General features: G+C 44.0%; 14 protein-coding genes. 4 read left to right on the top strand and 10 right to left on the bottom strand.

From position 1 onward, the window contains the following. Position 1: 1 nt before the first annotated feature. Genes CXF83_RS13725 through CXF83_RS13715 form a run of 3 tightly spaced genes read left to right on the top strand, consistent with a single transcriptional unit; the run spans position 2 to position 1,224 of the window. Positions 2–475 carry a nitrate reductase cytochrome c-type subunit gene (locus CXF83_RS13725; RefSeq protein ID WP_101090994.1) on the top strand — a complete coding sequence of 158 codons (474 nt, stop codon included), beginning with the start codon at positions 2–4 and terminating at the stop codon, positions 473–475. Positions 476–495: 20 nt separating this feature from the next. Continuing rightward, positions 496–1,086, top strand: a complete 591-nt coding sequence (locus CXF83_RS13720; RefSeq protein WP_101090993.1) for a NapC/NirT family cytochrome c — start codon at positions 496–498, stop codon at positions 1,084–1,086. A 9-nt stretch (positions 1,087–1,095) separates the two neighbouring features. Beyond that, entirely contained in the window at positions 1,096–1,224 is a 129-nt protein-coding gene (locus CXF83_RS13715; protein ID WP_101090992.1) for a TIGR02808 family protein, read from the top strand. 490 nt (positions 1,225–1,714) lie between these two features. On the opposite strand, the gene CXF83_RS13710 is transcribed toward CXF83_RS13715, so the two are convergent. From CXF83_RS13710 to rmuC, 10 genes are all read right to left on the bottom strand, one after another. Next, positions 1,715–2,716 (bottom strand): D-alanine--D-alanine ligase, encoded by a 1,002-nt coding sequence (locus CXF83_RS13710; RefSeq protein ID WP_101090991.1) that lies wholly within the window; start codon positions 2,714–2,716, stop codon positions 1,715–1,717. A 207-nt stretch (positions 2,717–2,923) separates the two neighbouring features. Then, a complete protein-coding gene (recD, locus tag CXF83_RS13705) occupies positions 2,924–4,921 on the bottom strand; it encodes an exodeoxyribonuclease V subunit alpha (protein WP_101090990.1) in 1,998 nt (665 codons plus the stop codon). After that, positions 4,921–8,613, bottom strand: a complete 3,693-nt coding sequence (gene recB / locus CXF83_RS13700; RefSeq protein ID WP_101090989.1) for an exodeoxyribonuclease V subunit beta — start codon at positions 8,611–8,613, stop codon at positions 4,921–4,923. Before recB ends, recD begins: the two co-directional genes overlap by 1 nt. 1 nt (position 8,614) lies before the next feature. Beyond that, the gene (gene recC, locus CXF83_RS13695; protein ID WP_101090988.1) at positions 8,615–12,292 is read right to left on the bottom strand and encodes an exodeoxyribonuclease V subunit gamma; all 3,678 of its coding nucleotides are present in this window, start codon (positions 12,290–12,292) and stop codon (positions 8,615–8,617) included. Positions 12,293–12,351: 59 nt separating this feature from the next. Next, positions 12,352–14,391: a transglutaminase TgpA family protein gene (locus tag CXF83_RS13690; RefSeq protein ID WP_232775109.1), complete on the bottom strand. Its 2,040-nt coding sequence runs from the start codon at positions 14,389–14,391 to the stop codon at positions 12,352–12,354. 61 nt (positions 14,392–14,452) lie between these two features. Further along, entirely contained in the window at positions 14,453–15,448 is a 996-nt protein-coding gene (locus CXF83_RS13685; RefSeq protein WP_101090986.1) for a DUF58 domain-containing protein, read from the bottom strand. Positions 15,449–15,468: 20 nt separating this feature from the next. Continuing rightward, positions 15,469–16,377, bottom strand: coding sequence for an AAA family ATPase (locus CXF83_RS13680; RefSeq protein WP_101090985.1), 909 nt, complete (start codon positions 16,375–16,377; stop codon positions 15,469–15,471). Positions 16,378–16,542: 165 nt separating this feature from the next. Further along, positions 16,543–17,277, bottom strand: a complete 735-nt coding sequence (locus CXF83_RS13675) for an EAL domain-containing protein (RefSeq protein ID WP_101091230.1) — start codon at positions 17,275–17,277, stop codon at positions 16,543–16,545. 320 nt (positions 17,278–17,597) lie between these two features. After that, positions 17,598–19,529, bottom strand: a complete 1,932-nt coding sequence (locus tag CXF83_RS13670; RefSeq protein WP_101090984.1) for a transglycosylase SLT domain-containing protein — start codon at positions 19,527–19,529, stop codon at positions 17,598–17,600. 49 nt (positions 19,530–19,578) lie between these two features. Then, a complete protein-coding gene (gene rmuC / locus CXF83_RS13665) occupies positions 19,579–21,072 on the bottom strand; it encodes a DNA recombination protein RmuC (protein WP_101090983.1) in 1,494 nt (497 codons plus the stop codon). Positions 21,073–21,286: 214 nt separating this feature from the next. Between rmuC and msrP the strand changes: the two genes are divergently transcribed. Then, positions 21,287–22,309, top strand: coding sequence for a protein-methionine-sulfoxide reductase catalytic subunit MsrP (gene msrP, locus CXF83_RS13660; protein ID WP_101090982.1), 1,023 nt, complete (start codon positions 21,287–21,289; stop codon positions 22,307–22,309). Position 22,310 lies beyond the last annotated feature (1 nt).

Below are 22,310 nucleotides of genomic sequence, written 5' to 3'. Positions count from 1 at the left end.
TATGATGAAAAAATCAATTTTATTAACATTGAGTATTACCTTAACTCTGATCAGTGGTTTTGCTTTTAGTGAGGAACAGGGTGTCGGTCTGGACAGAGGGATCGGTGGCGTTGAATCGCTACGCGGCGATACTGAGTTAGAAACCACAAGACCCGCTGATCCTATGAAGAAAGTGCCGCGAGATCAGGTGGATATTGAAAGCAGTTATGTGTTTCAGCCTCCATTGATCCCACATCACATTCGACACTATGAAATCTCATTGAATGCTAACAAGTGTTTGTCATGCCATAGCTGGACAAAAGCCAAGCAGATGGGAGCCACTAAAATCAGTGTGACTCATTTTGTCAATCGAAACGATGAAGTATTAGCTGATGTTTCTCCTAGACGATATTTTTGCTTGCAGTGCCACGTGACACAAGCAGATGCGAAACCGTTAGTGGGTAACTCCTTCGAACGTGTTAAATCACTGCAATAACAAAATAGGCAGGTAATAATATGAAATGGATTATTAACGCCTTAAAAGGCTTCTGGGGCATATTGAGGCGGCCTAGTAAAGCTGCTGTAGGTATCGTTCTATTTATGGGCTTTGCTGGTGGACTCATGTTCTGGGGTGCATTTAACACGGGTATGGAAGCGACAAACACTGAAGAGTTTTGTTCTGGATGTCATGCGCCAATTGTGGCAGAAATTAAAGAAACTATTCACTACGCTAACCGCTCTGGTGTGCGTGCTATCTGTTCAGATTGTCACGTACCCCATGCGTGGACGGATAAAATAGTACGTAAGGTTCAGGCTTCTAAAGAGCTGTTTGCTTATTTTGTCACTGAAACCATTAACACACCTGAGAAGTTCAAAGAGCGTCGAGCTCATTTAGCCGAAAGAGAGTGGGCAAGAATGAAGAAGAACGACTCTTTAGAGTGTCGTAACTGTCATAACTTTGAATTTATGGATTTCTCTGAGCAAAGTCCTCGCAGTGCAAGGCAGCACTCTACTGCACTTGCCAGTGGCGAGAACACCTGTGTGGATTGTCATAAAGGTATCGCCCATAATCTACCAGATATGCACAAAGTTGAAGGTTGGCAATAAGGAGCCATTATGAGTACATTAGAGAATGTTATATGGCATGTCCTCGGCTACAGCGCCATGCCGGTCATTATAATAGGTGGTTTTTCTGTCGTTGCTGTTGCTTCTATTTGGATTTTGTCCAAAACTGCTGACAAGTAAACCATAATAATAGGATGCGAAGGTCAGATATTTCTGTGCTGACCTAAGCAAAAATTAAAAAAGCCTGACTAGATTAAGTCAGGCTTTTTTATAGCAGAAATTGTATAGCAAAGAATGTGTTATAGCTGTTGCATTAAAAGTTTGACCATTCAACGGGAATTCAAAGCCCTGTAGGCAAGATGGGGGATTGAAGCTAATCGTTGTTCTCGGCTCTGGCATCCTCGGCAATTGCTCCATGCATGACTCTCGATAATTGCCCCTGCATTATTCTACCTTCGTCCATCTGTGGACTCGTACCTCCTGCACTTGACCTCCATGAAGGAAGGCAATGGCCTATTTTGTATGGAACAAAATAGACCATTTAGTCGTATATCCAAAGCTCACAACCAAGCTTAAAGGGCTTTGCCATTTGCTTTAAACGTCTGAGACGCTCTGTATGGTTCAAATACTTAATGCAATTGTTCTGCTCAAGTACAACAGCCCCTAGAATCTATGAGTTAATGACCCCAATGTTGCTCGACAGAAAAGCAGGGAAGCTATGTCCGTGATTTTGCAGCATCTTGGGAAACATAGAAATGGGCGTTAGGCCTGGGAAGGTGTTGATCTCATTTAATAGTATTTCACCCTCATCAGTTAAGAAAAAATCTATTCGAGATAAATGTCTAAGCTTCATGCCCTTGAAGGCACTGATGGCATATTTACGGATCAAATCGCTAATGTCGCTTGGAATATCTGCGACGATGTGAGTTTGAGCTTGGCTGTTAGCTGCATATTTTTCATCGAAGGTATAGAAACTATTATTCGAACAGATCACTTCACCCGGCACGGTTGCAACGACGTTCCCGTCAATTTCATATACTGCGACTTCTAGCTCTCTAGCGTTAATGGTTTTTTCTACAACCACATAGTCTGAGAAGTGAAAGGCTTGCGCTAATGTCGATTCTACATCGTCGATATCATCAACACGGTAACAACCTACAGATGATCCCTGTGATGCAGCTTTAACAAATATACTGCCCCATTGTTTTAGTGCTTCTGTGGCTTGAGCTACTGTTAATTCCGATAGCTCGCTTAAAAACAAGTAAGGTGTATTGGGGATATTTAACGCACTAAACCACATCTTAGCAGTGATCTTATTAAAACAGTTGCGGCTCGCTTCAGCTTTACAGCCAAAGTAGGGAAGGTTGATTAATTCAAAGTATGATTGAATGTCACCGGTTTCTCCTGGAAAGCCATGAATACAAGGAATAGCATAATCGACATGCCAAGGGGCTTTTTGCTCATTTTCAAAACGGATCTGTCGACGGTTATTGAGCTCACAGTTTTCGCCTGCTGAAGTACGATAATGACCGTTTGCATCTAGCTCAACACGAAGCACATTAAAATGAGGCAATGTTGCTAACGAAGATTCAAAATAGTTGGCAGATAATAGTGAAATAGCATGTTCATCACCACCGCCACCACATAGCAGTAAAACATTCGTTGTAAGCATTTAATCCCCACTTGTTACTCGATAAAATTTGCAGACTTACTATGGCGGAATCATTCGCTAATGCAACTGTTAGCGGTGATTTTGTTGCCATTTGCTGCTTTTGTATTCAAGGTTACTTAGGGGCTCAGTATTATATCCAAGCCACTTCAAAATTCCTCGGCTAAAAGCGCCCTGTAAGATGGCTAAACAAGATCGTAATTATCCTCTCTATAATAAATTAGCCGTATCACGGTTATCCACAGGGCGCCAAAGCCGCTGTGCTAACCCTGATGCTCGCTGGGTTAAGCGCGAACTGGCCTGCTCAAATACACGTTGGCTGCCAAGGCAGGTAAAGTGATGCTTTGCACGAGTAATCGCCGTATAGACAAGCTCTTTAGACAGCAGTTGCTGTTGCGCCAGACTGGGCTTTATTGGCAAGACTAAAGATACATGGCTAAATTCACTGCCTTGACTCTTATGCACCGTCATTGCAAAGCAGGTTTCATGGCTCGGTAAGCGAGCAGGAAGCACCTTTAATAACCCACCATCAGCTTGAATAAAGTGCGCCATCAATCGTTTGGCATCACTGTCTTCATCGGGCAAGATAAGTCCTATATCGCCGTTAAACAGTCCAAGATTATAATCATTGCTTTGAATAATCACCGGCCTGCCAGCGTAAAACTCTTGTTCTGGGTTGATGAGATCTTTGTCAGCAAGACTGCGAGTGACACTTTGATTAATACCATCAACGCCGTATTCTCCTGCGCGCATGGCACACAATATTCGGTATTGATTAAAGTTTTCGATAATATGTGCCGCTGTCACACCCGGTGTGCCAATTGCATTAAGGTAAGGAGCATATTGAGTAACAGATTGATCGAGTAGCGTCTCTAAACCCTGATTGGTCATCTTGTTCGCACTATTGAGATGACTATGATCAATCCATAATAACTCTTGATAACCGGTCTGCCATACCTTGGCAATGCACGGCAGGTCCGCTTGATTGACCGCATTCGCCAGTTGTCCAATGCCAGCATCACCTTGAAAGCGATGGCTGTGCATGAGCATACAGAGGCTGTCACCAATTTGTGGGTCAGCGCTGATAAAGTCATTCAACGGGTAACCGGTTAAATGACTTAATCGCTCTGCTTGAGGCGGTGAATAGCGCATCTGCCAGCCAGTATTACCCTCTGCTGACTTCATTTTTAGTCCACTACAGATATCAGCCAGCACGGCGCCAGCCTCGACGGAGGCTAATTGGTCTTGATCGCCCAAGAGGATGAGGCTTGCGTTTGCTGGTAAGGCGGTGAGCAACTTATGCATCATCGGAAGATCAACCATTGAAGCTTCATCGATAATCAGTAGATCGAGCCTTAAAGGATTATCTTTATGGTGTCTAAATTGATGCGAGTTTGGGATAACACCGAGTAATCGATGCAGGGTGGCAGCTCCCTCAGGAATACGCCCCATGTTTAACTTCAATTCATCGGCAGGTAAATGTTTTAATTCATTCGCAAGTCGCTGTTTCGAGGCTTTAATCGATTCACTTAAACGCGCAGCGGCCTTACCCGTTGGGGCCACAAGGCGGATGGTAAGCTCTTGTTGTGAGGTTAACAAATACAATAACTTAGTCACTGTGGTTGTTTTACCTGTACCCGGGCCACCAGTGATAACCGCGAGTTTTTTGGTTAATGCGGTTGCAGTCGATATTTTCTGCCAATCGTAGCTTTGCCCATTTTGTGGAAAGAGATCATCGAGTAATGCCTTGGCCTGGGTTAACTGCGCTTTATCCGATGAGTCATCGAAAGCGGGAGTATGGGACAGCCGAGTTAAGTGCTCGGCAACTTCACACTCAAAGTGGTAATAACGCTGCAAGTAAAGATTACCACTGTCTAAAATGAGTGGTTTTAAGTCACTGTCTCCTGGTGTGCCGACGGCAGCACAGCGAAGTAGCTCTTCCGTTAACTCTGCAACACTTATGTTAATCTGACATTGACTGCTTTTCTCTTTTACAGGGTTAGCTAAGTCAATCTGGCTCAGTGGTAAGCAGGTATGTTGACTCGATAAGTTCTGACTCAGCAGGGCGTAAATGAGTACAATAAGTGGCGATGGATCTGGATGTAGCTGCGCCATTTGTAGCGCAAAATGTCGATCAAGAGAGGTTAACAATCGCTCGCTTTGCCACTCTTTTAATAAGGTTTCTATTGGACGTGAAGTGGTCAACATTAGTTATCCTCCACAGGTATTGATTGCCGTTGAGTCTTGCCAAATAACACATCAAGCTTTTCAATCAGCTCTTTGGGTGGTTTGTCATAAAATACACCGGATTGAGGCTCACTCACTGACATCCCTCTTAAGAACAGATAAAAACAACCGCCAATATGTTGGTCGTAATCATAGTGGGTCATTCTGAGTCCTAAATATCGGTGTAAGGCTAAGGTATAGATGATGTACTGCAGATCGTATCGATGGCTACGAATAGCTTGTTTCATATTGTTGTAGTGGTAAACATTGAGGCTATCACCCAAATGATTAGATTTATAATCTGCAATAAAATACTGCTGATTATGCTCAAAGGTTAAATCAATAAAGCCCTTGAGCATGCCTTGTAAATCATCGAATACTAGGCCACCGCTATAACCAAAGTCGATAAGTAACTGGTTCAGTTTATTGGCATTGAGCTGGGTTATAGGCAGGTAAAACTCCATCTCAACTAATTTTTGCTGGTTTGTTAGCTGCGCAAGAGATAATGAATCATCGGTTGCAAGAGGCGCATGGAGGAGATCCATATACCAGTCTTTTAACACCTCAGTCCATTGCTCATCAATACCATACTTACTCATGGCATTGGGTAACTGTTCATCCAAACCTGAACTTGCCTCTGTGAAATCAATCAGCTCCAGTACTAAATGCATAAAGCTACCTGCATTAGCGCCGCGCTCAAAACTGAAACGAGAGGCTTCAGTATCAACCTCATCAATGATGAGGTCGACCTCGGGAAACTGTTCATCATCGGCGCCAGGGAGCACTTTCTCATGGGCAAGGTGTTTAACCAGTCCTGAGTAACTTCCAACGCGCCAAGGTGTTTGCAGTGGACGTTTAAGCACCTTTGGCGCAAGTTCTACTTGCACGTCAGTGTTGCTTGGAAGCTGTAAATACGCCTCTTCAAAAGGAGTCGAACCTGCCGCGGTCATTTCAGTCAAACTAATGGCTAGCGGGTCTTTTTGAGCAAATAACTGAGCTTTGCTTTGCAACTCACTGTACTCGCATATTTTATCCTCAATACCAAGAAGATAACCGATGGCAGTTTCGTTGAGTTGGCTGGTCATTCCTTTGCTTTTTGTTAAGCGACTATGGTTGGCGATGTACAAATAACATTTGAGTACTGGTCTTGTTAGCGCAACATACAGTAAGCGTAGATCTTCGGCTAAGGTTTCCCGTTTTTGTCTGTCCCAACCCTCATCCGATTGTTCGATATCCCATACCAGTTTATTGTGCTCGTGATAGAGCATAGGCGCAGGCCTCTTACTACTACCTCGACTTAAGCTCACAAACGGAATAAAGCAGATCGGGTACTCAAGTCCCTTACTTTTATGGATGGTGACAATTTGCACTAGGTTTTGCTCACTCGCGAGCTTTAGCTGTGACTCTTCATTGGGTTGATTACCGATTAACGCCTGTTCAAACCAGTTGATTAACGCGCTCATGCCATCAAGCTCGGTCGCTTTTTGCTGCAGCAGTTCACCAAGATGCCTAAAGTCGGTTAGGCGACGTTCACCTTCACTGTTGTAGAGTAGTCGTTCGATAAGCTTTGCTTGGCCAGCAAGGTTAAGCAGTGCTGGCATGATGCCGCGTTTAAGCCATTGTTGCTGCAGCGTTGCGAATTGCTCCAGTAGCACTTGGCGCTTATCTTCATCTTGGTTAAAGCCATGGATCTCTTCCGCGCTATAGCCCAATAAAGAGGTCGCAAGGGCGCTTCGTAGCGCTCGCTCATCTTTAGGATCGGCCATGGCGTATAATATAAGCAACATTTCTCGGGCTTCAATAGTGTCAAACACGCTGTCACGGCTTAAGAATACCGAGCCCACTTGTCGCTGTTCGAGCGCTTTTTTTATCACATTGGCTTCATGTCGGTCTCGCACTAATACGGCGATGTCTTTCGCTTTTAAGGCGGCCTTACCAATGGCACATAAGCCTTGCTGGGCTTCAATCAGCAGGCGGGTGATCTCATCGGCAACGTCGCTAGCAAGCAGTTGTCTTGCCGTGGTTTTATTTAATCCCTTTTCAGGATCTTCACTTAAAATTCTGAGCCTTAATGCGCTCTTGTCCGTCTTAGACTCTTGCAGCACTTTAGTGTCTGCAAAGCTTGCGGCTTTTACGGGCTCAAAGGGGATTGATGCGCTAATAAAAGGATCGTCTCTATGCTCAAAAATACAATTGACGGCGTCGACCATCTGTCTATTTGAGCGGTAGTTAGTATCAAGGTTATAGTGCTTTTCAGTTTGTTCTCTGGCATGAATATAAGTGTGAATATCGGCGCCGCGAAAAGCATAGATTGCTTGTTTGGGATCGCCAATCATCAGCAAACTTAGGCTATCTTGTGGCTCTGCTAACTGAAGACCATTCGCTGTTGTTACCGTTTCAGCTGCAAGGGCGCTAGGGGTAACAGGATGAGCGCTAACCGCTGCCGACGGTTGATAGATTTGACTGAATATATCAAACTGCAATGGATCGGTATCTTGAAATTCATCAATCAGCGCCACGGGAAAACGTTTTGCAATTGACGTTGCAAGAAACTGGTCTTGCGAGGCGGTTAATGCACGCGCCAATGTTAACAATAGGTCGTCTGGGGTCAGTAGGTTACGCTCTGATTTTTGTTGTGCAAAACGTTTCGCGATCCCCTCTCTGGCGCTAAAGAGAAAACTGGGTATAAGGTCGGTAATAAGGCCTGCGAGCCTTTCAATATGGGCTAGCACGGGGGCTTGCTGCGCACTTGGGATCTCGCCGCCTTTATTTAATTTAAGTCCATTAAGGGAAAGGGCTTCGAGCACCTTTTGTGGTGGTAAGCCTGTACCGAAGGCGACCCAGTTATCAAGGGCATCAAGCATCACGGCGAGTTTTGGATAAGCATCGGCCTTTTTACCGAATCGAACACCGCTGAGTGGCAGAGCATGAAGCAGCGCTTCTGTTTGTGCTCGCTCCGTTGGCCAAATGAGTTTTAAGCGACTTAAACTTTGTAATAAGTTGGCTTCTACCTTCTCAAAAGCCACAGGCAAGGGGTGGGCTATCGCACTACTTGCCCCGAGAAGTGGCCTCAGTTGGCGCGATAATTCATCTGGGCTGGCAAACTTCTTTTGGATCACGGCAGCGAGGCTTTCGTCGAGTGGATAGCATTTCTCTCGCCAAAAATCGCGTACGGCATGGTGTAAATATTCACTATCATCTAAGGTGAATTCGGACTCAAACAATAATGAAGATTCAAACGCCATATCAGCCAAAATACGTTGGCAAAATCCATGAATAGTATAGATCGCGGCTTCATCAAGTGATTTGAGCGCCAAATCTAACCGTTTTCGAGCTATCGCTTTATCGCAATCAGGCGTCGCAACATATAGCTGAGTGATAAGCACATCATCAACGCTTAAGCCAATAAAGCATCGATAAGCCAATTGGATCTTTTTACGTATACGATCTCTTAGCTCACCTGTCGCGGCATTGGTAAAGGTGACCACCAGAATTTGCTCGCAAGTGAGCGCATGCGTAATACCATGACCAAGCAATAACCGCACATATAGGCCGGCAATCGTGTAGGTCTTACCCGTACCTGCGCTGGCTTCAATCAGTCTGCTGCCACCAAAGGGGAGCGTGAGAGTATCGAGTGGCTCAGTGATATTTGTCTTATTTTCAAGCGGGTTCATATTATCCTTCTTCGCTAGCAGTGGTAGGCGAGGTAGCGACTTGGGCCCCAGCTTCTACATAGGTGGTTAGCTCACTTAACCTACCCTTGTGATATAAGCTCAGCAGTGGCGACAATAAGGTGTGTGCAGTGTTGCCAAAACACTGTTCGGTAAAATCATCCGGGAATTGATACAAACGCTGAAAATGCGGTTCCATACCTTCACCAAGCTGACTCTGCTCATCAAGCCATTGCGATTGTGCTTCACGTAATTTTTGAAAGTGATCGCCCTCAGCTTCAACATAAGCCAATGCGGTGCGTGGCATAAACATTAACGGTTGTAGTTGACCTTGCTTAAAGTAGCCGAGCCATAGCCCTAACTGGCTCGTTGCTTGCTCGGCGGTGATTGGCGCAAATACATGAAAATGGCCAATATCAAGTAAGTAGCTATTAATGGGCAGGTTTAAGCGTGACACATCGGTTTTACCTTGCATCGCGCACAGGCAAAGGTGGCGTAAATACACCCGCACTAGATCTCTGCCATTGGCCGTGCCGGGTCGATAGTTGACCAGACCTTTGGCACATAAATCATCGATTCGACCCACCAGATTAATGGTTCTGCTTGCCAATTCATTGGCGATAGCCCCATCGTCTAAATTCGTTTTAGGGCTCAATGCAATGGCAATATCAACAGACTGACTAGACTCACCTTTTAGATATAAGCTTCGGCCTATGAGCGGAGTTATATCGTGCAGGTACTGTCCCAATAGTAAATCATCAAACGGTTTCAGCGGGATATTGCCTTGTGCTTTTAAGCGTTCAAGTAACACGTCATCGGGTGTTTCAGTTTGATTGTCTATGGCATGATTGATTAACGTCGCCTGCAGCTTATAGCGCTCTAATGCGTTTAAACTAAAGGGCTCATCGTTATCATCGGCACGGATATTAATGGCTAAATCTACTTTTAAGGTGCGATTGAAGAAATACTGTGCAGGATTTCGGAAAAATCGAATTAACGCAGAAAGCTCAATCTCTTCAATCTCATCACTGACTGGCTCCGTAATACCTAATAGCGGGCTGCTTAAGTTAATAAAGCCGTTAGCGCTGGTTGCTATATCGACAGCGTTATCTTGGGCCATTGGGACGGGGCACCACTGAGCGCTATAACTTTGTTGCACGGGAAGCAAACCAGCGTCTTGGTTGGCGCGGTAGAGGCGTTCATCAAAAGGTTGTAGCGGCTGTTTACAGATCAGCTGTTGCTCAATGGCCTGTTCTATCTGTTCAACCCGTTTGGCCGCTGCTTGATTGTCACCATTGTTATCTGTGTGCAACTCAATCGATGATAACGCTTGGGGTAGATAGACTAATTGACAATATTCGACCAGTTCTGAGACTAACATTGAGGGGATCCGCACGGAATCATCTCGCTCACTATTACCAATGTAACTGATGTAAAGCTGCTCTCTTGCAGACAGTATGGCTTCTAAGAAAAGGTATCTATCGTCCAAGCGACGGGAACGGTCACCTTTACGGGGTCCCATTTGCGCTACCAAATCAAACCCGACAGGATGCTGAACTCGTGGATAGATCCCGTCGTTCATACCGAGTAAACAAACCACTTTAAAAGGGATCGAGCGCATTGGCATCAAGGTACAAAAATTGACACTGCCGGCAAGGTAGCGCTGACCGACACGTGACTCTGATAATCGGCAGTTAAACCAATTTTGCAGTACCTCTATGGGCAGCGGCGTACTGTGTCCTGATTCGGTTAACTCCTCATCAAGTTTAACGATGGCATCGCGAATTTCTTGCAACTGTACCTGTTCATCATCGTCAACGAGGTAGAATGCAGTTAATAATTGCTCTAGTTGGCTGATACGTTCAGTTAAACTACAGCTTTTGGCCATTGCGCTATGCACATCATCAAGCGCTTCAATAAAATCGAGTAACTTGCCTAACGCTTGCGCTGTTTGTCCTTCAATGCCATTCACCGCGAGTGTTTGCTGATAAAGAGGCGCGTCATCGGCAAAGCTATAACCCAAAATAAGGCGTTTTATTCCCAGCGACCATGCATTTTGTTCAAAAGCGGGTAGCTGATGTTCCACACGGCTGGTTTCGTCACGGCCCCAGCGTACGCCAGCTTGTTCTAACCACCGCTTGATAATGGTTAAAGCATCATCATCTAGTTCAAAACGCCTCAACACGCTCGGAACCTCTAAAATGCCGAGAATATCGGTCAGTCCGAAACGACTTTGATTGATATTGAGCAGGTGTAAAAAGCTCGCAATGAGCGGTGATTCTTGCACTGCACCGCGATCCGCAATGGCGTAAGGAATGTAGTGACCGCCTTTTTTCGCGCTGAACACCGCGTCGATATAAGGCGCGTATGCGGCGACATCTGGCATCATAATCACGATATCTTTGGGTGCCAGTGGTTTACCGTTGGCGTCTTTTGAGTTGGATAACATTTCCAGCAGATGATCATGTAAGGTTTCAACTTCGCGCAGCGGGCTGTGGCAGCTGCGGATGGTAATGGAATGATCGTCTTGCTGTAACAGTCTTCTACCTTCTAAATTCAAATATAGCGAGGCATCAGGACCTAAGATCTGCCCTCGGGTGCTGAGCTCTAAAATATCGTGCTGTACGCCATGTAGCATGCAGTCTACGCCAGGATCTTGATAACAGTCTAAGTTAAATGCAGTATGCTCTTCAGGCAATTCCAGCATAAGGTCTAACAGTTCTCGGCCCATCTTGCCGTTATTGGCAAGTAGGGGGTTGCCAACTTCCAGTTTATCTTCCCATTCAATATCGAGTTTATTTTTGTTAGCATATTGCAGCGCCATGCGTGCTCTGAGTCTTGGGTCAACAATATCGCCCCAATAGTGCTGGCAAGGACTAAGGCTAAGCATGATAACGTCGATACGCTTGGCGAGATAATGCAGTACATCCAATGTTTGTGGCGCCATTGAAGAGATCCCAAAGACAAATAAGCGCCTAGGCAACGTCTCCATTGAGGTCTCTGGATCATCTAATGCGTCAAATAGTGCCTGATGTAAATTGGCGCGATGATATTGGCTTTTTTGCAATGTATTGGCATTAAATTCAATGAGCGCCCGCCATAATATCGGTTGCCATGCTTGAGCTTCACCGAGCTTGTCACCTTTAGGGGGGAGGGTGGGCTCATTGGCTTCCCACGCCGCTATCCAATCGGGACGGTAAACAAGATATTGGTCGAAAATATCCGCGATTTGCCCACAAAGCTGGTAAAGCTTGAGTGGACTGGGCTCTGCATTACTTTGGACGCTACTATCAGCACTATTATCTATAGCGCTATCTTGATTGTTACCATTATTTAAATAGTTAGCTAATGGCGTAAAGTCATCTTGGTCGATAAGTGACGGTAGTAGCTCCATCAACTTCCACGTCATAGCCGCCTTGGTAAAGGCATTTTCCTTAGGTACATCGTCAAGCAAGGTGTGGCAAAGTTGCCAAATGAAACTCGATGGCAGTGGAAATTCAAGTGCGGCAGCAATGTTATTTTGCCGCGCTATCTCTAGTCGTAACCACGTCGACATACCTGGACTTTGCACCAATATGTGTTCTGGCATCAGTAAAGGCGTGTCTGGCAGTGGCTGAGTTAGCTCTGCTGCCAGTAATTGCGACAAGGCTTCCATTTGATTGGATTGGACTAGGTATAGCATGACGTTCCTTTGACAAAAATGCGCTAGGTTAAGCGGATCATTTCTCGAATTTATCCATTCTATGTGTTTGTTTTATTAAGTGCCAATCTCTGTTTGATGATTATGATTTTTAGCCACCTCGATTGTTTGATAAGTAATCGAGAAAGCTTCTTTTGTGGCTTTTTTCCAACATTCTGGTATTTAATGGCAATGTAGTAGCGAGTCAGCTTGTCAAAATCCTTGGCGATACTGGGGAAGGCTGCTGCAACTCGTTGATTATAATCCAGCGGCCCTTCGTTGTAGTCTCTGGGTAAGTTTCGCTTTCTAAGTAGCTTACACACCGCATAATAGGCATTAAGATGTCGGTCTTTTGAACGATGAAATTGTATCAACCCTGCGCTATAGGCGATAGACAGCCCTATCACACCTAAGCTGGCGATGATAAACATCGCCAGCTTGATGCGAGTGACTTCACCTAATACCTCCTCTAAAACACGTTGCTGTTTGTCAGTGTTAAATCCCAGCACCCATACGCTCCAAAAGTAATCAACACTGGCAAATTGCATTCGCAGCTGGTTAAACATTTCGCTGGTGCGGTAGCTCATGTAACCGAAAGGACTGTCGGCTAAATAGCTCTCCTGTGGATCGAAAAACGCGTCAAAGCCAGCTTCAATTCTTTCGGGAGCGATCATGGCGGTGGGATCAAAGCGAACCCAGCCGCGAGCGGGTAGCCATACCTCAACCCATGCATGGGCCATATATTGATAAACACTGTAATAACCTGCAGCCGAGTTATATTCGCCGCCTTGATAGCCGCTGACCAATCTGGCAGGGATACCGGATGCTCTAGCCATAAAGGCAAAAGCACTGGCGTAATGCACACAAAAACCGGCTTTGTTATCCAGTAAAAAGTTATCGATTTGCTGTTTGCCTACCGCAGGAGGCCGCAGGGTGTAGTAATAAGGCTGCTGGGTAAAGTAAAGCATCATGGCATCAAGCCGATCGGTTTCTTTGGGATATTGAGCTGCAAACTGCATGGCTAAACGTGTGGTGCGCGGATTACTGTTGTTAGGCAAGCTTAAATTGACGGCTCTCAAAGCTGGAGAAAGGCTCGGCTCTAACGGTTGGTTTGGGTAAGAGGTGACATTATAGAGCCTTTGTTGATCAATCGGCTTGGAGGCGTACAAACGAAAATCAGCCAACATATTGATGCCGTGATCTTGGCTGGTGGCCCGATCTAAACCAAACAGCCAATGTTGTGAGCTTGGTTGAGCTATGACTGAATAGGAGAGTGCTTTGGCGGAGTTAAATACATTATTGCTAACGGGTGCGAAACGCTGGATCACTGCAGTATCAAGGCCTTTAGGGCTTGTGAGTCCTCGTTCGACAGCGATAATACTTGGATTTTGTAACCACTGGGTGCCATCGTAATCCTCCATCACGATAGCTCGCCAGTAAAGCGCTGAATTTTGGAGCAAAACATTGTCACTAAAGGTGGCTCTAAAAGCCAATTCTGCAGAGCGAGTGAGCTCAGTGATATTGGCGAAACTCACGGTATTAGACAGGCCTGTTTTGGCGCCGCCCTGAGGCGGAACCATCCACAGCGGAGGAATGCGTGGCAGAATAACAAACAGAATGACCGCTAGCGGAACACTTTGTAATAGGATTTTGGCGCCGAGTTTAGCGGCGTGTTTAAAATTATTTTCGTCGTGATAAAGACTAATTAACACGCAGGTATTAATGAAGGTGACCACAAGTAAGTGCAATGTTGACCACAGACTTTGTTGCTGAATAAAGGTTAAGGCAATTAAAAAATACCCAGCAAGCACCACAACCTGTACATCTCTTCGATTGCGCATCTCAATGTACTTAAGAGCGTAACCTAAGATTAATAAATTGATAAGGGCAGTGAGCACACCAATCTTATTGGCCACCATTGCCAGTGTCATCGCTGAGGCAAAAGCTAAGGTAGTCACCAACCACTGTGGAGGCTTGGCTACTTTGCCGAGATAAATACCGACTCGCCAAATAATACAGATAGTGCAAATGGCTAATGACCATACTGTTACTTGCTGGTACAGAGGCGATAATATGGCGATATTAGTGATCAGCAGCCACATCAGTGTGTGCCTCGAGATACTCCTCTGTGCAGTTAATTTTACTTTTTTATTACGGCTTAATTTAATCATCGCTATGCACTGGGTATTTTTTAGGAAATAGCGCCAGTTGGGTTTGCACTTTTATTCTGTGCTGTTCACCTTTCGCAGGGGCTATGGTATTGGAACCAATTTTGAGGCCGAATATTTGTTGTTTATTCGTCAATTGTTCGGTTTGCCACGCAAGCTTACTTAAGCTCAGTTCTGGGTTGCTGGCGGTTAAGTCTAAGGTTAGCCACATTGGGGCCCCTTGTGGTTGCTGAAACTCTTTAGTTAACATGCCTCGGCCTTGAGCCCATTGTTTCCAAGCCACTTGCTTAAGTGACTCGCCTTTTACGTATTGTTTCAGCCCTTTAAATTCATCGATTCCAGCAATGAATTTACCACTCTGTAATTGATCATCGTGTGCACCGAGATTGTAGGCAAGTGTGTCTTGCCCGCTTATGGGTTTAGCAAAGATAACCTGTTTTATGTCTAAATCAACATGAGACCAAGCTCGGCAAAGTCCTAGAGGGTAGCGTGATTCGACTTTTAGTCGGCCAGGCCTTAATAAGCCGCGAAAAGGGTGCTGCACGGTGAGTCGGCTAGGGAGCGATTGAGCAACCACTTTGTTAGCAATTTCCAACGGTTGACCATTAAAATTGAGTTGGATCTCAAATGCACTGCTTTTCGATGACAACAATATAGGGATGTAACTAGGTTGACCTGCAAAAGAATGAGTTGATGACTGAGTACTGGAAAGGGTGAGCCCAGCAAGATTCTGGTAACTGTAGATGATACAAGTATTAAACATGCTTAATAGCAAAAAGCTTAACCCCATTACCAGGTTGTTTTGATAATTGGTGCCGAAGAGAAACAGAATAATAAACAAAAAAATCCAAGCAAAACCGAAACCCGTGGGCAGTATGAAAATACTTTTGTGGCTTAAGGTGACTGATTTAGCCGCAGGTATACGCCGAGATAACCAGCTATCTAATCGAAACTTTATCTGACGTTTAATGGCGGTAAAAGTTAATATCATAGATCCCTTTAACAGCGTGATTAAAGAATGGGGTTTACTTGGCTCAATATCGCTGCTGACATCACCTGGCCTTGTTGTTGGGCATTTTGTCTAATTCTATGCTCGGCAACATAAGGGAATATAGCTTGTACATCTTCGGGAACAACATATTGGCGGCCATTGATTAAGGCCCAGGCTTTAGCGGCTTGTAAAATTGCTTTACTTGCTCTTGGTGATAAACCTATGCCTTCAGTTTGGTTTCGTGAAGTATTCACTAAAGCCAAAATATACTTTAGCAGTGAATCAGAGGCGCTGACGTCACTGACGTTTTCTTGTAATGCTTGCAGAGTCATCGCATTTAAGCATTGTGGTAACGCTATTGCGTTGTCATCTTGTTGGTTCTTTAACATCGCGAATTCAGAGCTGGGATCGGGATAGCCAATAGATAAGCGCATCATAAAGCGGTCAAGCTGAGATTCTGGCAGCGGGAAGGTGCCTGATTGATCGCTGGGGTTTTGCGTTGCAATAACAAAAAACGGTGCGGGTAAAGGGTATGTTTCACCATCGACGGTGATCTGTTTCTCCGCCATAGCCTCAAGCAAAGAACTTTGGGTTTTAGGACTGGCACGGTTGATTTCATCGGCAAGGATCATCTGTTTAAAAATGGGACCCGGGTGAAAGATGAATTTTGTTTGTTGTTTGTCGAAAATGGTCACGCCGAGGATATCGGCTGGCAACATGTCACTGGTAAACTGGATCCTTTGATAACTGAGGCTAAGACTTTGCGCTAGTGCGTGAGATAGGCTGGTTTTACCCATACCAGGTAGATCTTCGATCAATAGGTGCCCCCTCGCTAAGATGCAGCACAACGCGAGTTTTATCTGGTGATTTTTACCGAGTAATACCTGATCTAATTGGGCTAATAGAATAGCGATATTTTCATTAGTCATGAGCGTCCTTTACTCAGTTAGATGCCAATAATAAACTGCTGAAGCTATTGTTCGCTGGCGAATTAAGCTTCACCATGACTATGGTGGAAAATCCTCTTGCTTTCCACTCTATTATTTGGACTAGGCTAATTAAAATCTTGTTAGCCATAGAATGCCGGTTCGGGGTTAACTAATGATTGGCTGTTGCTGAGATGACTCTATCAAGGGTGCCAGTAACACTTTTTTATCCGCTGAAATAAACAGGGGTTTAAACAGGAATCCTTGTACTAAATCGACGCCAATCTGCTGGGCAAATAACAGTTGTTCCTCAGTTTCGATACCTTCTAGAACGGTGAGTTTATTAGTTTTTTTTGCAAAACTTAATAGGGCGGTAATGAGATGGTGATATTGAGGATCTTTAGCGGTTTCTAGCCAGTATTTATCAAATTTCAGGCAGCTAACTTGGCTTACTAAATCGATTGAAAGCATGGAGTGGGGGGCACCAACGTCATCTAAACCGACGGGAATATCATATTTCAGCAATTGTTTGATAAAGCTTGTGGCTAGGTGTGCATCATTTATACAGGTATTCTCAATTATCTCAACGCAGATATTGTGTTTCTGCCTAAGTAAAGACAGCATGTCAGGAGTATTAAATTCAACCGCATGAGGGTCAATATTAACGAAGAGCACACCCTCTTTAGGTGCATGCTTAAACTGGAAAGATTTCGCCGCCATTTCAACATTGCTGAGTAACTCATGATGAGCATGTAATTCTTCAAACACAATATTGGGCGCTATTGGTATGCCGTCTTGGTTATAAAAACGTGAAAGCGCTTCATAACCGTAGATTTCATTGTTGTGAGGATTTAACAGAGGTTGAAACTCTGCACTTAAATGTAGGCCCGTTAGCTCAAAAATAGTACTTTCCAATCGTAGCGCTTCCATGTGAAATGATAATTGTTAACACTATCATGTATTGAGGTAAACAGAATGGAAATAATATTTAAGTGGCTTATTTATAGACACTTATAAGTGGTTAGACTAGAAACTATAGGCTTGTTCAAGGATTGATTTACAACACTTGGATGGATGAGAACGCTATGTAAGGGCCCTCATGAGTACGGTAATACGCTTAGGTTGATGCGCATGCAAAAGTGTCAGTGCTTAAATTACAGTCGTTAAATGCCGGTCCCTAAATGGAAGCCGCTTAGCTGCGATTCATTCTAAGTATTTATGATTTAGTACTCAAAATCGAGTTCATCTTTAGAAAGTAATTCGGGTATTTTACCTTGCTTTACTTGATAGATAATTCGATAACTTAGCACGGCTTGTACATATTCTCTTGTTTCAGTGAACGGGATAGACTCAATAAAACTCACAGCATCGAGCTGCGCGTCGCTCTTTTTAAGCCACCCCTTAATCCGGTGTGGCCCTGCATTATAGGATGCAGTGGCTAGAACTCTATTATTATCGAACTGTTTAAGTAAACCTGAATAGTAGGCACTGCCCAAGGCAATATTAAGTTTCTCATCGTAAAGGCTACGGGTACCGCGGTAGTTCAGCTTGGCTTTTTTTGCGGTCTGTTTGGCTGTAGTTGGCATGAGCTGCATGTAACCTCTTGCGCCGACACCTGAGGTGGCATTGGGGTAATAAGCACTTTCACGCCTTGCTATGGCGCGTATTTCATCAATATCGACGTGATACTTTTTACTGGCATTGGTAAATGAAGATTGAGCCGCATAAGGGAAGCGCATATCCATATCGTTCCATAATTTAGCTTGGATACTCGCTTGCACACCTAGGCTGTGCCATTGTTGTGAAATAGCATAGACAGCGTACTCTTTTTGCATGGCTTTATCGTATCGATTTAATAACATAACCCATTCAGCACGGGCATCTGACTGTTTGTCTAGCGCTAATAGTTCCGTGACACGCGCTAGCCCTTTATCAGTACCAATCTTGCTTTGACGAGCTAAAACACTAAGAGTCGGTTGATGTTGTACCTGAACGGGGACCTTAATAGCATTTGCCGCTAAAAAGCCATAAAAATTACGTTGTTGGCTTAGTGATAATAATAGTTTTTGAGCCTTTTGTTGGTTTTGCTTATTGTCACTATTGAGCAAAATATTTGCGCGCCAATATGTCCAGCGAGCGGTATTTTGTTTTTCTTTACTGAGCAAAGGGACAAATTGTTCAAATTGAGTGCGTTCATTTGTTCTTAGTGCCCAACGCAATCGCATCTCAACTAAATCGTCACTATCAAGCAGCGGTAACATAGTATCGACAAAACTCTTTAGCTCTTCAGTCTGGTAAATTAAGGCTCTACGGACGAGGTAACGGCTAAGTTGGCGTCCTTTATAATCGCTAAAACGATCCGCTTTTTGATATTTAGCATATAGCTTAACCGCTTGCTTTAAATCTTTTTTTGCTAAACGTCGCAGACCAAAATCTACAATTGTCGCGTTTATCTTGGCTTTCCCACTAAATCTTGAGGTGTGACGAAGGCTACGAGGATCTTTATAGACATTCACTAGACGCTCAGCGGCTTGCTTATTACTGGTGACTTTTCTAGATAGGTAGCTTAATAGGCCGTATTGACCTTGCTTAAAACTGAGCAGCATTCTTGACCAAATCATCTCTTGAGTCTGAAAACCTGCTTTTTTCCACTCCATAAACAGTGGATCACACTCTTTTGGACGTGAACGGCCATAAAGCCAAAGCTCGCCTGCACCTTTGTAGGCTTGCTGCTTGTCGCCTTTTTGTAATTGGGCACGATAAAAATAGCATTGCAATGAGATGTTATTGGGTCTTTCGGGGCTAACAGCCAGAAAGTCATTCCAGCGTTTTTGTTTGCCACTGCGGGTTAAATATCGAGAACGAGCAGTGTTATATAAAGGACTACCGTCAAATTGGAGGAAAGATTCTGCTGCTTTACTACCGGGTTGTTTTAATATCGATTCGATATTTTTGTTAAAATCCAGATAGATAGCTAAAGGGTAATCTGCTAATTTATCGCGTAATTGTTGATAAGTATTTAGCTTTTTTTTATCGAGTGCTTGTTTGGCATCGAGGTAAAGTTGCTGCTCAGGCGTTAACGCCTGAGCAGCAGTAATAGGGTAGGAAATGAACGTTATAACCGCGAATAAAATGCCTCGTAATTGCTTGTGCATCTGCTTAAATCCTCTTTCAATGTCCCTATTGCAAGATATGTTTCTCTATTTATTGCGAGATGATTTCATCTTGAGATAAGCTTAGCGCTTTATCCAGCAACTGGGTATCGACTTTTTTACTGGTTTCGACTCCGAGTAGCTGCATTTGGTGAGCTTGACGTATAACGTTACCTTTACCGGATGCGAGTTTGTTCATGGCATTGTTATAATTTTTATCAGCAGACTCCAGAGAGCGACCGATTTTTTCCATGTCTTCTAGGAACCCACATAACTTGTCGTAAATTTTCCCTGCTTGCTTTGCTATCAACTGCGCATTTTGATTCTGATACTCGTAACGCCAAATATTATGGATGGTTCTAAGTGCCACTAATAAATTGGTAGGACTCACCAGCATGATATTACTATCAAGCGCATAATTAACTAAACTTGGATCATGCTCTAACGCGAGTAAAAATGCCGGTTCCAGCGGAATAAACATCAATACATAATCTAAGCTAGTTAAACCGTGTAGCTTTTGATAATCCTTGTGGCTTAATCCTTTAATATGAGCTCTAACCGATACAATGTGTTCTTTAATAGCTTGAGCGCGCACTACATCATCGTCACTGTTAAAATAGCGCTCATAAGCAACCAATGACATTTTTGCGTCGATAACAACGTCTTTATTCTCAGGCAGGTGCACAATGACATCGGGCTTAAAGCGTTTGCCATCATCGTTTTTTAGTTCGGCTTGAGTGTCATACTCATGTCCTTCGCGTAGCCCGCTTTCTTGTAATACTCGCTCTAAAATAACCTCACCCCAGTTACCCTGTTGCTTGTTATCGCCCTTTAACGCTTTGGTAAGGTTAATAGCGTCTTGGCTCATTTTGAGATTGAGTTCAGTTAAAGAGTCTAATTGGTGTTTTAAAGCGCTGCGCTGGTTTTGTTCATGGGCATAAGAGGTTTGAACTTGGACTCTGAACCCTTCTAGCTGTTGTTTGAAGGGCGCTAGCACGCTGTCAAGCTGCTGATTGTTCTGGGTTTGCAGTTTCTCGCTTCTTGCTTCAAATATTTTAGTGGCTAGATTTTCAAACTGAGCATTAAGCCTAATCTCTGTATCTTCTAGTAATTGAATTTTATCGTTAAGCGCTTGCTGCTCCGCATCATAGCGTGCCGTGATGGTTTGTTGCATAGCATTGGATTTAGACAGGGCTAATTGGGTTTCCATTTGCTTGCGCTGATTATCGCTTAACGCTTGTTCAAGCTCGGGAGCTCTTTCTGCTTGTGCTTGTGCCTTACCCAGTTGCTCTATGCGATATTCTAATTTTTCTTGCAAATGACTTAATTGATCATCTTTTTGATGTAGCGACTGTTTTAGTTCTAAAATCTCTGAATTGAGTTCAACTTTCGTCAGTTCAATGTCATCTGTTAGCTGTTTACGAACGTATTCCCATTTAATGCGCGTTTTACGTTGGTTAAAAAGAGCACCGATTAAAATAGAAAGAAACGCGATTGCGATTATGATGATAATCTCAGGAGTAGAAAAAGCGATATTTAAAGGCATGTGAGAAGGCTCTTAACATGGTTGATGAAAACCGTAGAGTGGCATGCTGCTTTAAACACTGCAAGCTTAAGTACATCAAGTATAAGATGAGTGCTGCAGACGTAATCAGCTGTTAATGAAATGTAATGTTTTAACGGTTACGAAATCTTTTACACAATAGCGCGGTCTGATTATTTAAGTGTTTTAATTTGACGGATCTAGAGGATAGCGGCCAATGAATATAATTAAGAAAGCTGCATGGGACAAATTTAAAGATTGTGATGTGACACCTGAAGAGGTTTACCACGACAGAAGACGTATTTTGAAGCAGATGGGGTTTGTGGGCGCGGGAGCCTTGCTTTCTTCCCATGCTAACGCGGGGGTGTTTGATCTTTTCTCTAGCGAAGAGGAAAAAGCGGCCTTTGCACGCGTAGCCTTGCCACATGCGAAACAGACTGAATACGATCATCTGCTTTATGGTGAGCTGACACCTGAAAATAAGGTGATATCACATAACAATTTCTATGAGTTTGGTACCAGTAAGACGGATCCTGTCGAAAATGCGCAGGGCTTAAGGGTTAATCCTTGGCAGTTAGTGATTGATGGTGAAGTTGATACCCCTTTGACATTGGATTATGACGACATTTTAAAGATGTTTCCGTTAGAGGAGCGGATCTACAACTTTAGATGTGTTGAGGCATGGTCAATGGTGATCCCGTGGGTAGGTTTTTCATTGGCCAATCTATTAAAAAAGGCGGGTGTCAAAAGCAATGCAACTCACGTCGCGTTTGAAACACTGTATGACCCTGAACAAATGCCAGGACAAAAGAATCGTTATAGCGGTGGTGGAATAAACTATCCCTATGTTGAAGGCCTCACATTAGCGGAAGCGATGACCGACCTTACGTTTATGTCTGTGGGTTTGTATGGTAAAACGTTGCCGCCACAAAACGGAGCGCCAATCAGATTAGTTGTGCCTTGGAAATATGGTTTTAAAAGCATTAAATCTATTGTTCGAATTCGTGTTACCGATAGTAGACCCAAATCTTCTTGGAACCTCTTGGCTGCGAGTGAATATGGTTTTTATGCGAATGTGAATCCAGAAGTGGATCATCCTCGATGGTCACAAGCGTCAGAACGACGCATTGCAGAAGGAGGACTGTTTTCAGCGAAAAGGATCCCCACACTTCCTTTTAACGGTTATGGTGATTTAGTATCTGGTTTATATGAAGGGCTAGACCTAAAAAGAAACTTTTAGT

The sequence above is a fragment of the Shewanella sp. Choline-02u-19 genome, from assembly GCF_002836205.1.
GTDB lineage: Bacteria > Pseudomonadota > Gammaproteobacteria > Enterobacterales > Shewanellaceae > Shewanella.
This window is presented reverse-complemented; position numbering and strand designations above follow the sequence as displayed.

What these genes read in the sequence shown, in the direction of transcription:
- CXF83_RS13725 (WP_101090994.1), top strand. Translation starts at nt 2, where the DNA reads ATGATGAAAAAATCAATTTTATTAACATTGAGTATTACCTTAACTCTG.
- CXF83_RS13720 (WP_101090993.1), top strand. Translation starts at nt 496, where the DNA reads ATGAAATGGATTATTAACGCCTTAAAAGGCTTCTGGGGCATATTGAGG.
- CXF83_RS13715 (WP_101090992.1), top strand. Translation starts at nt 1,096, where the DNA reads ATGAGTACATTAGAGAATGTTATATGGCATGTCCTCGGCTACAGCGCC.
- CXF83_RS13710 (WP_101090991.1), bottom strand. Translation starts at nt 2,716, where the DNA reads ATGCTTACAACGAATGTTTTACTGCTATGTGGTGGCGGTGGTGATGAA.
- recD (WP_101090990.1), bottom strand. Translation starts at nt 4,921, where the DNA reads ATGTTGACCACTTCACGTCCAATAGAAACCTTATTAAAAGAGTGGCAA.
- recB (WP_101090989.1), bottom strand. Translation starts at nt 8,613, where the DNA reads ATGAACCCGCTTGAAAATAAGACAAATATCACTGAGCCACTCGATACT.
- recC (WP_101090988.1), bottom strand. Translation starts at nt 12,292, where the DNA reads ATGCTATACCTAGTCCAATCCAATCAAATGGAAGCCTTGTCGCAATTA.
- CXF83_RS13690 (WP_232775109.1), bottom strand. Translation starts at nt 14,391, where the DNA reads ATGTGGCTGCTGATCACTAATATCGCCATATTATCGCCTCTGTACCAG.
- CXF83_RS13685 (WP_101090986.1), bottom strand. Translation starts at nt 15,448, where the DNA reads ATGATATTAACTTTTACCGCCATTAAACGTCAGATAAAGTTTCGATTA.
- CXF83_RS13680 (WP_101090985.1), bottom strand. Translation starts at nt 16,377, where the DNA reads ATGACTAATGAAAATATCGCTATTCTATTAGCCCAATTAGATCAGGTA.
- CXF83_RS13670 (WP_101090984.1), bottom strand. Translation starts at nt 19,529, where the DNA reads ATGCACAAGCAATTACGAGGCATTTTATTCGCGGTTATAACGTTCATT.
- rmuC (WP_101090983.1), bottom strand. Translation starts at nt 21,072, where the DNA reads ATGCCTTTAAATATCGCTTTTTCTACTCCTGAGATTATCATCATAATC.
- msrP (WP_101090982.1), top strand. Translation starts at nt 21,287, where the DNA reads ATGAATATAATTAAGAAAGCTGCATGGGACAAATTTAAAGATTGTGAT.